The 14,012-nt window shown below is 66.2% G+C and carries 20 protein-coding genes; all 20 read left to right on the plus strand.

All coding sequences use genetic code 11. From position 1 onward, the window contains the following. Positions 1-165: 165 nt before the first annotated feature. Positions 166-795, plus strand: a complete 630-nt coding sequence (locus JYJ84_RS14640) for a phospholipid-binding protein MlaC (protein ID WP_096473120.1) — start codon at positions 166-168, stop codon at positions 793-795. Next, positions 792-1,067: a lipid asymmetry maintenance protein MlaB gene (locus JYJ84_RS14645; RefSeq protein WP_043191779.1), complete on the plus strand. Its 276-nt coding sequence runs from the start codon at positions 792-794 to the stop codon at positions 1,065-1,067. The genes JYJ84_RS14640 and JYJ84_RS14645 overlap by 4 nt, the downstream gene beginning before the upstream one ends. 192 nt (positions 1,068-1,259) lie before the next feature. Beyond that, complete coding sequence (locus JYJ84_RS14650) at positions 1,260-2,186, plus strand: ABC transporter ATP-binding protein (RefSeq protein ID WP_011350722.1); 927 nt, start codon at positions 1,260-1,262, stop codon at positions 2,184-2,186. Next, on the plus strand, positions 2,183-2,938 hold the full coding sequence (locus tag JYJ84_RS14655) for an ABC transporter permease (protein WP_011350723.1): 756 nt from the start codon (positions 2,183-2,185) through the stop codon (positions 2,936-2,938). The genes JYJ84_RS14650 and JYJ84_RS14655 overlap by 4 nt, the downstream gene beginning before the upstream one ends. 56 nt (positions 2,939-2,994) lie before the next feature. Next, on the plus strand, positions 2,995-3,234 hold the full coding sequence (locus JYJ84_RS14660) for a BolA family protein (RefSeq protein WP_006477131.1): 240 nt from the start codon (positions 2,995-2,997) through the stop codon (positions 3,232-3,234). Between the two features lie 14 nt (positions 3,235-3,248). Next, complete coding sequence (murA, locus tag JYJ84_RS14665) at positions 3,249-4,598, plus strand: UDP-N-acetylglucosamine 1-carboxyvinyltransferase (protein WP_205189250.1); 1,350 nt, start codon at positions 3,249-3,251, stop codon at positions 4,596-4,598. Beyond that, positions 4,595-5,248, plus strand: coding sequence for an ATP phosphoribosyltransferase (gene hisG, locus JYJ84_RS14670; RefSeq protein ID WP_043191773.1), 654 nt, complete (start codon positions 4,595-4,597; stop codon positions 5,246-5,248). Before murA ends, hisG begins: the two co-directional genes overlap by 4 nt. Before the next feature lie 24 nt (positions 5,249-5,272). Further along, on the plus strand, positions 5,273-6,589 hold the full coding sequence (gene hisD, locus JYJ84_RS14675; RefSeq protein WP_122944233.1) for a histidinol dehydrogenase: 1,317 nt from the start codon (positions 5,273-5,275) through the stop codon (positions 6,587-6,589). Positions 6,590-6,733: 144 nt separating this feature from the next. Next, the gene (gene hisC / locus JYJ84_RS14680; RefSeq protein ID WP_174958696.1) at positions 6,734-7,807 is read left to right on the plus strand and encodes a histidinol-phosphate transaminase; all 1,074 of its coding nucleotides are present in this window, start codon (positions 6,734-6,736) and stop codon (positions 7,805-7,807) included. A gap of 65 nt (positions 7,808-7,872) precedes the next feature. Further along, positions 7,873-8,460, plus strand: coding sequence for an imidazoleglycerol-phosphate dehydratase HisB (gene hisB / locus JYJ84_RS14685; RefSeq protein ID WP_011350728.1), 588 nt, complete (start codon positions 7,873-7,875; stop codon positions 8,458-8,460). Between the two features lie 66 nt (positions 8,461-8,526). Then, the gene (locus tag JYJ84_RS14690; protein WP_011350729.1) at positions 8,527-9,147 is read left to right on the plus strand and encodes a YchE family NAAT transporter; all 621 of its coding nucleotides are present in this window, start codon (positions 8,527-8,529) and stop codon (positions 9,145-9,147) included. Then, a complete protein-coding gene (hisH, locus tag JYJ84_RS14695) occupies positions 9,144-9,785 on the plus strand; it encodes an imidazole glycerol phosphate synthase subunit HisH (protein ID WP_175032000.1) in 642 nt (213 codons plus the stop codon). The genes JYJ84_RS14690 and hisH overlap by 4 nt, the downstream gene beginning before the upstream one ends. A gap of 163 nt (positions 9,786-9,948) precedes the next feature. Beyond that, entirely contained in the window at positions 9,949-10,704 is a 756-nt protein-coding gene (gene hisA, locus JYJ84_RS14700; protein WP_122944235.1) for a 1-(5-phosphoribosyl)-5-[(5-phosphoribosylamino)methylideneamino]imidazole-4-carboxamide isomerase, read from the plus strand. A gap of 107 nt (positions 10,705-10,811) precedes the next feature. After that, positions 10,812-11,585, plus strand: coding sequence for an imidazole glycerol phosphate synthase subunit HisF (gene hisF, locus JYJ84_RS14705; RefSeq protein ID WP_122944236.1), 774 nt, complete (start codon positions 10,812-10,814; stop codon positions 11,583-11,585). Further along, the gene (gene hisI / locus JYJ84_RS14710) at positions 11,585-12,001 is read left to right on the plus strand and encodes a phosphoribosyl-AMP cyclohydrolase (RefSeq protein WP_175222793.1); all 417 of its coding nucleotides are present in this window, start codon (positions 11,585-11,587) and stop codon (positions 11,999-12,001) included. The genes hisF and hisI overlap by 1 nt, the downstream gene beginning before the upstream one ends. After that, the gene (locus tag JYJ84_RS14715; protein WP_006485344.1) at positions 11,998-12,363 is read left to right on the plus strand and encodes a phosphoribosyl-ATP diphosphatase; all 366 of its coding nucleotides are present in this window, start codon (positions 11,998-12,000) and stop codon (positions 12,361-12,363) included. The genes hisI and JYJ84_RS14715 overlap by 4 nt, the downstream gene beginning before the upstream one ends. A gap of 71 nt (positions 12,364-12,434) precedes the next feature. Then, positions 12,435-12,827 carry a DUF4870 domain-containing protein gene (locus JYJ84_RS14720; RefSeq protein WP_122944238.1) on the plus strand — a complete coding sequence of 131 codons (393 nt, stop codon included), beginning with the start codon at positions 12,435-12,437 and terminating at the stop codon, positions 12,825-12,827. Positions 12,828-12,858: 31 nt separating this feature from the next. Next, positions 12,859-13,224 (plus strand): histidine triad nucleotide-binding protein, encoded by a 366-nt coding sequence (locus JYJ84_RS14725; protein ID WP_043191762.1) that lies wholly within the window; start codon positions 12,859-12,861, stop codon positions 13,222-13,224. Positions 13,225-13,317: 93 nt separating this feature from the next. Continuing rightward, positions 13,318-13,548 (plus strand): Sec-independent protein translocase subunit TatA, encoded by a 231-nt coding sequence (gene tatA / locus JYJ84_RS14730; protein WP_021161850.1) that lies wholly within the window; start codon positions 13,318-13,320, stop codon positions 13,546-13,548. A 26-nt stretch (positions 13,549-13,574) separates the two neighbouring features. After that, positions 13,575-14,012: Sec-independent protein translocase protein TatB (gene tatB, locus JYJ84_RS14735; protein WP_205189251.1), on the plus strand; the 438-nt coding region annotated here is incomplete at its 3' end.

The raw sequence follows: 14,012 nt of genomic DNA on the forward strand, positions 1-14,012 counted from the left end.
AGGTGGCGCCGCCGTCGCCGGGCGGGTTCCGCTTCCCGAGCATCCGGCTGCACTGACGGATTTACATTCGTTACAGCCGGAAACGATTCAGTCGGTAGCGTGCGCGAACTTGCGCGTAAGCTACCTGCTCCAACCTCCGCATCGACTCATATGCAGGTCACCATGATGAAAAAACTGTTCCTGATCCCCGTTTTCGCGGCGCTGTTCTCGTTCGGCAGCGCGGCTCACGCGCAAGTCGACCAGTCGAACCCGCAGGCGCTGATCAAGACCGCGACGCAGCAGGTGCTCGACGAAGTCAAGGCGCAGACGATCAAGCAGGGCGACACCAACCGCATCATCACGATCGTCAACAAGGACATCCTGCCGTACACCGATTTCCGCCGCACCACGCAGCTCGCGATGGGCCGCAACTGGCGCACGGCGACGGCCGAGCAGCAGCAGCAGGTTCAGGAGCAGTTCAAGCTGCTGCTGATCCGCACGTATTCGGGCGCGCTGGCGCAACTGAAGCCGGACCAGCAGATCCAGTACCCGCCGTTCCGCGCCGATCCGGCCGATACCGATGTCGTGGTCAAGACGGTTGCGATGAACAACGGCCAGCCGGTCCAGATCGATTACCGCCTGTACAAGTCGGCGAGCGGCTGGAAGGTGTATGACCTGAACGTGCTCGGCGCATGGCTGATCCAGACGTACCAGCAGCAGTTCAACGAGAAGATCCAGCAAAGCGGCGTGGACGGCCTGATCCAGTTCCTCACGCAGCGCAACCAGCAACTTGCCGCCGGCAAGCAAGCGTCGTGAGCGGCTTCGAAGCCGGCTCCTCGCTGACCGTCGCGAGCGCGAAGTCCGCGCTCGCGGACGGTCTTGTGCGCATCGGCGCGGGCGCGACCGCCGTCGATTGTGCGGCGCTGACGCAGTTCGACTCGTCCGCGCTCGCCGTGCTGCTCGCATGGCAACGTGCCGCCAAAGCGCGCGGTGCGACCCTCGACATCCTCAATCTCCCGCCGAAGCTCGCCAGCCTCGCGCGCGCCTACGGCGTCGACGCGCTCATCGAAGGCACCGGGCGACATTGACCCTGTCCGACCGGAGCCTGCCGCGCCGCCCGGCGCGCGCAAGCTTCAGGCCGCGTGCCTCCGGCACCGGCTTCACCAGCCGGTTTGCCCTATAATCAAGCGTTTTGCGGGGCAGCCAATCGGCGTCCGGCCCCCATTTTCATTCGCAGCAAGCACAGAATAGGCGTCGCGGCCCTGGCGTCGCGCACAGTCATGTCAGCCATAGAAATCCGTCACGTCAAGAAGCGCTACAAGTCGCTTCAGGCGCTCAAGGGCGTCAGCCTGTCGGTCGAGGAGGGCGAGTTTTTCGGTCTGCTCGGCCCTAACGGCGCAGGCAAGACCACGCTCATCAGTATCCTCGCCGGGCTTGCCCGGGCCGACGAAGGTAGTATCTCGGTGCGCGGTCACGACGTCGTCAAGGACTTCCGTGGCGCGCGTCGTGCACTCGGCGTCGTGCCGCAGGAACTCGTGTTCGATCCGTTCTTCACCGTCCGCGAGACGCTGCGGATCCAGTCCGGCTATTTCGGGCTGCGCCGCAACGACGACTGGATCGACGAAGTGATGGCCAATCTCGACCTCACCGAGAAGGCCGACGCGAACATGCGCGCGCTGTCGGGCGGGATGAAGCGCCGCGTGCTGGTCGCGCAGGCGCTCGTGCACCGGCCGCCCGTGATCGTGCTCGACGAACCGACCGCCGGCGTCGACGTCGAATTGCGCCAGACGCTGTGGAAATTCATCTCGCGGCTGAACCGCGAGGGCCACACGATCGTGCTGACCACCCATTACCTCGAGGAAGCCGAGTCGCTGTGCGACCGCATCGCGATGCTGCGCCGTGGCGAAGTGGTCGCGCTCGACCGCACCGACGCGCTGCTGCGCCGCTTCGCGGGGCTGCAGCTCTACCTGCGCCTCGCGACCGGCGCGCTGCCGTCCGAGCTGCGCGGGCTGGAGTCCGACCCGGCCGCTCGCGCGCCGGGCGAGCACCTGCTGCGCCTGACGAGCTACGACGATGTCGAGCGGATCCTCGCGCAATGCCGCGCGGCGGGCTGCACGTTCGACGAGATCGAGGTCCGCAAGGCCGACCTCGAGGATGTGTTCGTCCAGGTGATGAACGGGGCAGACGTCATCGAGGGATTGGCATGAGCGGGTTTCAAACGCTGTTCTACAAGGAACTGCTGCGTTTCTGGAAGGTGTCGTTCCAGACGGTGTGCGCACCGATCGTCACGGCGCTGCTGTATCTGACGATCTTCGGCCACGCGCTGTCGGGCCGCGTCGAGGTCTATCCGGGCGTCGAGTACGTGAGTTTTCTCGTGCCGGGCCTCGTGATGATGAGCGTGCTGCAGAACGCGTTCGCGAACAGTTCGTCGTCGCTGATCCAGTCGAAGATCACCGGCAACCTCGTGTTCATGCTGCTGCCGCCGCTGTCGTACCGCGACATCTTCGGCGCGTACGTGCTCGCGTCCGTGGTGCGTGGCCTCGCGGTCGGCACGGGCGTGTTCGTCGTGACGATCTGGTTTATCCCGATGCATTTCGCGGCGCCGCTGTTCATCATTGCGTTCGCGCTGCTCGGCTCGGCGATCCTCGGCACGCTCGGCCTGATCGCCGGGATCTGGGCAGAGAAGTTCGACCAGCTCGCCGCGTTCCAGAACTTCCTGATCATGCCGCTGACGTTCCTGTCCGGCGTGTTCTATTCGACGCACTCGCTGCCGCCCGTGTGGCGCGAGATCTCGCGTCTCAATCCGTTTTTCTACATGATCGACGGCTTCCGTTTCGGGTTCTTCGGCGCGTCCGACATCAACCCGTTCGCGAGCCTCGCGATCGTCACCGGTTTCTTCGTGCTGCTCGCGCTGATCGCGATGCGGCTGCTCGCGACCGGCTACAAACTGCGTCATTGATATCGACAGGCAGCGGCCGCCATCGGGGCGGCGCGCGCCGACAGGAGCCTTACACCATGTTGCCGACTCCCGAACAGGTCAAGCAATACATCGCCGGCGGTCTCGCCTGCACGCATCTGGAAGTCGAAGGCGACGGCCAGCATTTCTTCGCGACGATCGTGTCGGCGGCCTTCGAAGGCAAGCGGCCGATCCAGCGGCACCAGCTGGTCTACGCGGCGCTCGGCGATCGCATGAAACAGGAAATTCACGCGCTCAGCATGAAGACGCTGACGCCCGCCGAATGGCAGAACGCATAACCGGAAATCACTGAGTGCAAGTCACCGTCAACGAGCGCGACGCCGTCCAGAGCGTCGCCACGGCACACCCGGCCACCAACGGGGAATCGCATGGCCATGGGATGGACAAGCTCGTGATCGAAGGCGGCCACCGCCTGTCGGGCGAGATCGTCGTGTCGGGCGCGAAGAACGCCGCGCTGCCGATCCTGTGCGCGGGGCTGCTCACCGCCGATCCGGTCGACCTCGACAACGTGCCGAACCTGAAGGACGTGCGTACCACGCTGAAGGTGCTGAACCAGATGGGCGTGAAGAGCGAGACCGACGGTTGCCGCGTCCAGCTCGACGCGTCGCGCGTCGACAACCTCGTCGCGCCGTACGAACTCGTGAAGACGATGCGCGCGTCGATCCTCGTGCTCGGGCCGCTGCTCGCGCGCTTCGGCGAGGCGAAGGTGTCGCTGCCGGGCGGCTGCGCGATCGGCGCGCGTCCGGTCGACCAGCACATCAAGGGCCTGCAGGCGATGGGTGCCGAGATCAGCATCGAGCACGGCTTCATCGAAGCCCGCGCGAAGCGCCTGAAGGGCGCGCGCATCGTGACCGACATGATCACGGTGACGGGCACGGAAAACCTGCTGATGGCCGCGACGCTCGCGGACGGCGAGACGGTGATCGAAAACGCCGCGCGTGAGCCGGAAGTGAGCGATCTCGCACACTTGCTGGTCGCGATGGGCGCGAAAATCGACGGCATCGGCACCGATCGCCTTGTGATCCAGGGCGTCGAGCGGCTGCACGGCGCGCGCCATTCGGTGATCCCCGACCGCATCGAGGCCGGCACGTTCCTGTGCGCGGTCGCGGCGGCCGGCGGCGACGTGATGCTGACGGGCGTGCGCCCGCACATCCTCGACGCGGTGATCGACAAGCTGCGCGAAGCCGGCGTGTCGATCGAGGAAGGCGACAGCTGGCTGCGCGTGAAGATGGATCGCCGCCCGTCGGCGGTCACGATCCGCACGTCGGAATACCCGGCGTTCCCGACCGACATGCAGGCGCAGTTCATGGCGCTCAATACGGTCGCGACGGGCACCGCGCAAGTCGTCGAAACCATTTTCGAGAACCGTTTCATGCACGTGCAGGAGCTGAACCGGCTTGGCGCGAACATCACGATCGACGGCAACACCGCGCTCGTGACGGGTGTCGACAAGCTGTCGGGCGCGAACGTGATGGCGACCGACCTGCGTGCATCGGCAAGCCTTGTAATCGCCGGGCTGCGTGCCGACGGCGAGACGCTCGTCGACCGCATCTATCACCTGGACCGCGGCTACGACCGCATGGAAGCCAAACTGACCGCCGTCGGCGCGAACGTGCGCCGCCTTTCCGGGAGCCAAGCATGACCGCGCCGCTGACCCTCGCCCTGTCGAAGGGCCGGATTTTCGAGGAAACCCTGCCGCTGCTGGCCGCGGCCGGCGTGCAGGTGACCGAGGATCCGGAAACGTCGCGCAAGCTGATCCTGCCGACGACGAACCCCGACCTGCGCGTGATCATCGTCCGCGCGAGCGACGTGCCGACCTATGTCGAATACGGCGCGGCCGATTTCGGCGTGGCCGGCAAGGACGTGCTGGTCGAGCACGGCGGCTCGGGCCTGTACCAGCCGATCGATCTGAACATTGCGCGCTGCCGGATGTCGGTGGCCGTGCCGGCCGGCTTCGACTACGCGAGCGCCGTGCGCCAGGGTGCACGCCTGCGCGTCGCGACGAAGTACGTCGAAACGGCACGTGAACACTTTGCCGCGAAAGGCGTGCACGTCGACCTGATCAAGCTGTACGGCTCGATGGAGCTCGCGCCGCTGGTCGGGCTGGCCGACGCGATCGTCGACCTCGTCAGCTCGGGCGGCACGCTGAAGGCGAACAATCTGGTCGAGGTCGAGGAGATCATGGCGATCTCGTCGCGCCTCGTCGTGAACCAGGCTGCGCTGAAGTTGAAGCGCACGGCGCTCAAGCCGATCCTCGACGCGTTCGAACGCGCGTCGCAGAATGGCGGTTGAGCGCATCACCGTAACGGAACTCCCATGTCCATCACCATCCGCAAGCTCGATTCGACGAGCGAAGGCTTCGGCGCCGAGCTGCGCGCGCTGCTCGCATTCGAGGCGAGCGAAGACGCGGCGATCGAGCAATCGGTCGCGCAGATCCTCGCTGACGTGAAGTCGCGCGGCGACGCCGCGGTGCTCGAGTACACGAACCGTTTCGACCGGCTGAGCGCGAACAGCGTCGCCGCGCTCGAACTGCCGCAGGACGCGCTGCAGACGGCGCTCGACGGCCTCGCGCCGAAGGCGCGCGCGGCGCTGGAAGCGGCTGCGGCGCGCGTGCGCGCGTACCACGAGAAGCAGAAGATCGAGTGCGGCACGCATAGCTGGCAGTACACGGAAGCGGACGGCACGGTGCTGGGCCAGAAGATCACGCCGCTCGACCGCGTCGGCCTGTACGTGCCGGGCGGCAAGGCCGCGTATCCGTCGTCGGTGCTGATGAACGCGATTCCCGCGCGCGTCGCGGGCGTCGGCGAGATCGTGATGGTCGTGCCGACGCCGGACGGCGTGAAGAACGACCTCGTGCTCGCCGCGGCGCTGCTCGGCGGCGTCGATCGCGTGTTCACGATCGGCGGTGCGCAGGCGGTCGGCGCGCTCGCATACGGCACGGCGACCGTGCCGGCCGTCGACAAGATCTGCGGCCCCGGCAATGCGTACGTCGCGTCGGCGAAGCGCCGCGTGTTTGGCACGGTCGGCATCGACATGATCGCCGGACCGTCGGAAATCCTCGTGCTGTGCGACGGCACGACCGACCCGAACTGGGTTGCGATGGACCTGTTCTCGCAGGCTGAGCACGACGAACTCGCGCAATCGATCCTGCTGTGCCCGGACGGTGCGTTCCTCGAGCGCGTCGAAAAGGCGATCGTCGAGCTGCTGCCGTCGATGCCGCGCCAGGACGTGATTCGCGCGTCGCTCGAAGGCCGCGGCGCGCTGATCAAGGTGCGCGACATGGCCGAGGCCTGCCGGATCGCGAACGACATCGCGCCCGAGCACCTGGAAATTTCGGCGCTGGAGCCGCAGCAATGGGGCAAGCAGATCCGCCATGCGGGCGCGATCTTCCTCGGCCGCTACACGAGCGAGAGCCTCGGCGACTACTGCGCCGGCCCGAACCACGTGCTGCCGACGTCGCGCACCGCGCGCTTCTCGTCGCCGCTCGGCGTGTACGACTTCATCAAGCGCTCGAGCGTGATCGAGGTCAGCGCAGAAGGCGCGCAGACGCTCGGCGAGATCGCATCCGAGCTCGCGTACGGCGAGGGGCTGCAGGCGCACGCGAAGAGCGCCGAGTTCCGGATGAAGAACTGACTGCACGCTGCTCGGGGCCGCGGCTGGCGCTGATGCGCCGCCCGGCCTGCCCCCGAAGGCCGGGGCTGGAGACACCTGTGCAGGGCGGCAGCCGCCGCTCTGCCGATCATTTGACGCCGGCGCGACGCACGCCGGCTTGAGACCATGACGACGCCACAAGACATCATCCGCCGCGACGTGCTCGCGATGACGAGCTACCCGGTGCCGGACGCGAGCGGGTTCGTGAAGCTCGACGCGATGGAGAACCCGTACCCGCTGCCCGAACCGCTCGCCGCGGCGCTCGGCGAGCGTCTCGCGCAGGTCGCGCTGAACCGCTACCCGGCGCCGCGACCGGCCGCGCTGCTCGACAAGCTGCGCCACGCGATGGGCGTGCCGGCCGCCTGCGACGTGCTGCTCGGCAACGGCTCGGACGAAATCATCAGCATGATGTCGGTCGCCTGCGCGAAGCCGGGCGCGAAGGTCCTCGCGCCGGTGCCGGGCTTCGTGATGTACGAACTGTCCGCGAAGCTCGCGCAGCTCGAATTCGTCGGCGTGCCGTTGAAGGCCGACCTGACGCTCGACGTCGACGCGATGCTCGCGGCGATCGCCGAGCATCGTCCGGCGCTCGTCTATCTCGCGTACCCGAACAATCCGACCGGCACGCTGTACGACGATGCCGACATCGAACGGATCGTCGCGGCCGCGCGGCACAGCCTGATCGTGATCGACGAGGCATACCAGCCGTTCGCCGTGCGCTCGTGGCTGCCGCGCGCCGCCGAATTCGACAACGTCGTCGTGATGCGCACGGTGTCGAAGCTCGGCCTCGCGGGCATCCGCCTCGGCTATCTGGTCGGTTCGCCCGCGTGGCTGACCGAATTCGACAAGGTGCGCCCGCCGTACAACATCAACGTGCTGACCCAGGCGACCGCCGATTTCCTGCTCGACCACCTCGACGTGCTCGACGCGCAGGCGGCCGATCTGCGTACGGAACGCACGCGCCTCGCGCAGGAAGTGGCCGCGCTGCCGGGTGCGACGGTGTTCCCGAGCGCCGGCAATTTCCTGCTGGTGCGCGTGCCGGACGCGGCTGCCGTGTTCGATGCGCTGCTCACCGAGCGGGTTTTGGTCAAAAACGTGAGTAAAATGCATCCGTTGCTGGCTGAATGCGTGCGGCTGACCGTCGGCTCTCCCGACGAAAACGCGCACCTGCTGGCCGCTTTGAAACTCGCGCTGCCCGGTTGAGCCTCTGGGCGCCGCAGCGCGAAACGATCAATCCCCATTTACATCGACTCAGTCAAGGAATTGCCATGCGTGTGGCGGAAGTCGTTCGCAATACCAGCGAAACGCAGATCCGTGTGAAGCTCAATCTCGACGGCACGGGCCAGCAGAAGCTGGCCACCGGCGTGCCGTTCCTCGACCATATGCTCGACCAGATCGCTCGACACGGTCTGGTCGATCTCGAGGTTGAAGCGCATGGCGATACGCATATCGACGACCACCACACGGTCGAGGATGTCGGCATCACGCTCGGGCAGGCTGTTGCGAAGGCGATCGGCGACCGCAAGGGCATCCGCCGCTATGGCCATTCGTACGTGCCGCTCGACGAGGCGCTGTCGCGCGTCGTGATCGACTTCTCGGGCCGGCCGGGCCTCGAATTCCACGTGCCGTTCACGCGGGCGCGGATCGGCACGTTCGACGTCGACCTGTCGATCGAGTTCTTCCGCGGTTTCGTGAACCACGCGGGCGTCACGCTGCACATCGACAACCTGCGCGGGATCAACGCGCACCATCAGCTCGAGACGGTGTTCAAGGCGTTCGGCCGTGCGCTGCGCGCGGCGGTGGAGCTGGACGAGCGTGCGGCGGGGCAGATCCCGTCGACGAAGGGCAGCCTCTGAACCTGAACTGACCGGACGGAGCGTCAAGGACAACCTCACGGCTTCGGCGCGTGGCGCCGGCTTGCGATGGATCTGCTCAAATCGTTCATTTCGCTGCTGGCGCTGATCAACCCGGTCGGTGCGGTACCGTTCTTCCTGAGCCTGACGGCCCAGCAGACGGATGCCGAGCGGCGGCGCACGATCCGGATCGCGTCGGTGTCGGTGTTCTGCGTGATCACGGTGACGACGCTGCTCGGGCAGCAGATCATCAACTTCTTCGGCATTTCGGTCGGGTCGCTCGAAGTGGGCGGCGGGATCATCATGCTGCTGATGGCGATCAACATGCTGAACGCGCAGATCGGCAACACGCGATCGACGCCGGAGGAGCGCCACGAGGCCGAGCTGAAGGACAACATCGCGGTCGTGCCGCTGGCGATTCCGCTGCTCACGGGCCCCGGCTCGATCAGCACGGTGATCATCTATGCGGCGAACTCGCATCACTGGTATGAGCGGGCCGGGCTGGTCGCGATCGGCGCGGTCCTGGCTTTTCTGTGTTTCGTCGCGATGCGGCTCGCCGAGCCGATCGCGAACTGGATCGGCCGCACGGGCATCAACATCGCCACGCGGCTGATGGGTCTGATGCTGTCGGCGCTGGCGGTGGAATTCATCGTCAATGGACTGAGGGCGCTACTGCCTGCACTGAGATGAAAACTTCGATTGCGATTGTGGATTATGGGATGGGCAACCTGCGCTCGGTCGCGCAGGCGCTCAGGAAGGCCGAACCGGCCGCCGACGTGGCGATCGTCGACACGCCGGCCGCGATTCGCGCGGCCGACCGTGTCGTGCTGCCCGGCCAGGGTGCGATGCCCGACTGCATGCGCTGCCTGGGCGAATCGGGCCTGCAGGAGGCCGTGATCGAGGCCTCGCGCACGAAGCCGCTGCTCGGCGTGTGCGTCGGCGAGCAGATGCTGTTCGACTGGAGCGCTGAAGGCGACACGAAGGGCCTCGGCCTGTTGCCCGGCAAGGTCGTGCGTTTCGAGCTCGACGGCCGCCTGCAGGATGACGGCTCGCGCTTCAAGGTGCCGCAGATGGGCTGGAACCGCGTGCGCCAGTCGCAGCCGCACCCGCTGTGGGACGGCGTGCCCGACGACGCGTATTTCTACTTCGTGCACAGCTATTACGTGACGCCGGACAACCCGGCTCATACGGTGGGCGAAACGGCCTACGGCGCGCCGTTTACGTCCGCGGTCGCGCGGGATAACCTCTTCGCGACCCAATTCCACCCCGAGAAAAGCGCGGAGGTCGGGTTGCGTCTGTATCGCAACTTCGTACACTGGAAGCCGTGAACGTCGCGTGCGTGCCACAGTCGGCGGGCCGGAAAGGCCTGTCGCGTGGGGCTCGCCCGCTTAAGCGCCGAAAGAGTTGTACTAAACTAGCGAGACGGCGCGGTACCGGATTGGCCGGTACGCGCCGGATTCTTTTCTTTTTCCACGACGACACCCGATTGCTATGTTGCTGATTCCGGCCATCGATCTCAAAGACGGTCAGTGTGTGCGCCTCAAACAGGGCGATATGGACCAGGCTACGATTTTCTCCGAGGACCCGGCGGCGATGGCCCGCAAGTGGGTCGATCTCGGCGCCCGGCGGCTCCATCTCGTCGACCTGAACGGCGCGTTCGCCGGCAAGCCGAAGAACCTCGAGGCGATCGAAGCGATCCTCGACGAAGTCGGCGATGAAATTCCCGTACAGCTCGGCGGCGGTATCCGCAGCCTCGAGACGATCGAGAAGTATCTCGACGCGGGCCTGTCCTACGTGATCATCGGCACGGCGGCCGTGAAGGACCCAGGCTTCCTGCAGGACGCGTGCACCGCGTTCGCCGGCAGCATCATCGTCGGGCTGGACGCGAAGGACGGCAAGGTCGCGACCGACGGCTGGAGCAAGCTGACCGGCCACGAAGTGATCGATCTCGCAAAGAAGTTCGAGGACTACGGCGTCGAATCGATCGTCTACACGGACATCGGCCGCGACGGGATGCTGCAGGGCATCAACATCGAGGCGACCGTGAAGCTCGCGCAGGCGGTCGGCATCCCGGTGATCGCCAGCGGCGGCCTGTCGAACCTCACGGACATCGAGAATCTGTGCGAAGTGGAAGAGCACGGCGTCGAAGGCGTGATCTGCGGCCGTGCGATCTACTCCGGCGATCTCGATTTCGCGGCCGCGCAAAAGCGCGCGGACGAACTGAACGGCGAACTCGACAACGCGTAAGCGCGGTTGTCCCGCTCGCCGGGGCTGCCAGCAGGCGGCCCCGACCGGAAGCCTCGCGCGAGGCTTTCCGCAACCGGCCGTCCCATCGCGGCATTTGGCGCAACATCATGGCTCTAGCTAAACGCATCATCCCCTGCCTGGACGTGACTGCCGGGCGTGTCGTCAAGGGCGTCAACTTCGTCGAGCTGCGCGACGCCGGCGACCCCGTCGAGATCGCCCGCCGCTACGACGACCAGGGCGCCGACGAACTGACGTTCCTCGACATCACCGCGACGTCCGACCAGCGCGACCTGATCCTGCCGATCATCGAAGCCGTCGCGTCGCAGGTCTTCATTCCGCTGACCGTCGGCGGCGGCGTGCGCGCCGTCGAGGACGTGCGACGCCTGCTGAACGCGGGCGCGGACAAGGTCAGCATGAATTCGTCGGCGGTCGCGAACCCGCAGCTCGTGCGCGACGCGGCCGACAAGTACGGCTCGCAGTGCATCGTCGTCGCGATCGACGCGAAGCGCGTGTCGGCCGAAGGCGAGACGCCGCGCTGGGAAGTCTTCACGCACGGCGGCCGCAAGAACACGGGCCTCGACGCGATCGAATGGGCGCGCAAGATGGCCGAGCTCGGCGCCGGCGAGATCCTGCTCACGAGCATGGACCGCGACGGCACCAAGTCGGGCTTCGACCTCGCGCTCACGCGCGGCGTATCGGACGCGGTGCCGGTGCCGGTGATCGCATCGGGCGGTGTCGGCTCGCTGCAGCACCTGGCCGACGGCATCAAGGACGGCCGCGCCGATGCGGTGCTGGCCGCGAGTATCTTCCACTACGGCGAGCACACGGTCGGCGAGGCGAAGCGCTTCATGGCCGACCAGGGCATCCCGGTGAGGCTGTGATGAATACGGAAACGAATGCATTGCCCGCGTGGCTCGACAAGGTCCGCTGGGACGACAACGGTCTCGTGCCGGTGATCGCGCAGGAAGCGTCGACGAGCGACGTGCTGATGTTCGCGTGGATGAACCGCGAGGCACTGGCGAAGACGATCGAGACGCAGCGCGCGGTCTACTATTCGCGCTCGCGCAAGCGCTTGTGGTTCAAGGGCGAGGAGTCGGGCCACGTGCAGCACGTGCACGAGGTGCGGCTCGACTGCGACGAGGACGTCGTGCTGCTGAAGGTCGAGCAGGTATCGGGCATCGCGTGCCACACCGGCCGGCATTCGTGCTTCTTCCAGAAATTCGAAGGCACCGTCGACAGCGGCGACTGGGTCGCGGTCGAACCGGTGCTTAAAGATCCCGAACACATCTACAAATGACGCAATCGACCGAAGACACGCTGCTGCGCCTCGCGGCCGTGATCGATAGCCGCAAGGGCGGTGACCCCGATCAATCGTACGTATCGCGCCTGTTCCACAAGGGCGACGACGCGGTGCTGAAGAAGATCGGCGAAGAGGCGACGGAAGTCGTGCTGGCCGCGAAGGACGTGCGCCAGGGCGGCGCGCCGACGGCGCTGGTCGGCGAGGTGGCCGACCTGTGGTTCCACTGCCTCGTGATGCTGTCGCATTTCGACCTGAGCCCGGCCGACGTGATCGCCGAGCTCGAGCGCCGCGAAGGACTGTCGGGTATCGAGGAGAAGGCCCTGCGCAAGCGTCGCGAGCGCGAGGAAAACGGCGGCTGACACGTAGCGTCCCGCCGCGGTGGCAACAGTGCGGTAAGCTGTAAGAATTGTCATCTAACGGGGGTAGCATCATGACCGATACGTCGAACCAGTTTCCGACACCTGCGGTGCCGGGGGCTGCGGACGCCGAACGCCTGAACGGGCTGCGCACGCTGACTCATGTGCTCTATGGCCTCTATGCGTTTCATTGGCTGACGGGCGGCGTCACGGGCATCATCGCGATCATCATCAACTACGTGAAGCGCGACGACGTGGCCGGCACGCCGTATGCGGCCCACTTCGAGTGGCAGATCCGCACGTTCTGGCGCGCGCTGATCGCGTACGTGATCGGGTTCGCGCTGATGTTCGTGGTGGTCGGATTCGCAGTGATGTTTGTCACATGGATCTGGACGCTGTACCGTATCATCAAGGGTTGGCTGTACCTGAACGACAACAAGCCGCTCGATCCGCAGGCCTGGTTCTGACCGGCTGCGCGCGGGCGTCTGCAGGAGCAACATGAGTCACGATCCGAATTGCCTGTTCTGCAAGATCGCGGCAGGCGAGATCCCGAGCACGAAGGTGCACGAGGACGACGAATTCGTCGCGTTCCGCGACATCCGCCCGGCGGCCGAGACGCACGTGCTCGTGATTCCGCGCCAGCATCTGCCGACGCTGTCGGCGGCGAGCGAGACCGACGCGCCGATGCTCGGCCGGCTGATGCTGCTCGTCTCGCGTCTGGCCGACCAGCTCGGCGTCGCGTATACGGGGGGCGAAACCGGTTTCCGTACGGTGATCAACACGGGCCCGGGCGGCGGGCAGGAGGTCTACCACCTGCACGCGCATATCCTGGCGGGCCCGCGCCCCTGGCAGCGGATGGGTTGACGGCGCGGGGCGTATCCCCGCATCGATGGTCGAAGCCGGCGCGTTGCCGGCGATTTACGCCGCATGGCGGCGTGGTTGAGGAGAGGTTTCATCATGGGTGGATTGAGCATTTGGCACTGGCTGATCGTGCTGCTGATCGTCGCGCTGGTTTTCGGTACCAAGAAGCTGCGCAACATCGGCAACGATCTCGGCAGCGCCGTGAAGGGTTTCAAGGACGGCATGAAGGACGGCGAAGCACCGGCGGACGCGCAGCAACTGCCGCGCTCGGGCTCGGTCGACGTCAACGCGAAGGAAACGACGCGTTCCGATTCGAACAAGGCGTAACGCCGGCACGCTGACAGGCATTCGCGATGCTGGATCTCGGTCTTTCGAAGATGGCGCTGATCGGCGTCGTCGCGCTCGTGGTGCTCGGCCCCGAGCGCTTGCCGCGCGTCGCGCGCACGGCAGGCGCGCTGTTCGGTCGTGCGCAGCGGTACATCAATGACGTGAAGGCCGAGGTCTCGCGCGAAATCGAACTCGACGCGCTGCGGACGATGAAGACCGATTTCGAGGCGGCCGCGCGCAATGTCGAGACGACGATTCACGACAACCTGCGCGAGCACGAGAAGGAACTGAACGACACGTGGCATTCCGCGGTCGGCGGTCTCAACGAAGCGGCGGGCGATGCCGGTTCGTATGGTTCCGACACGCCCGCTGCGCCGTCCTGGCGCGGCAGTTCGGCCGCGCTCGCGCCGAAGCGCCGCAACTGGCGCGTCAAGCAGGCGGCTGCGCCTGTCTGGTACAAGCGC

The organism is Burkholderia sp. LMG 13014 (assembly GCF_905232215.1).
In the GTDB taxonomy this organism is placed as follows: domain Bacteria; phylum Pseudomonadota; class Gammaproteobacteria; order Burkholderiales; family Burkholderiaceae; genus Burkholderia.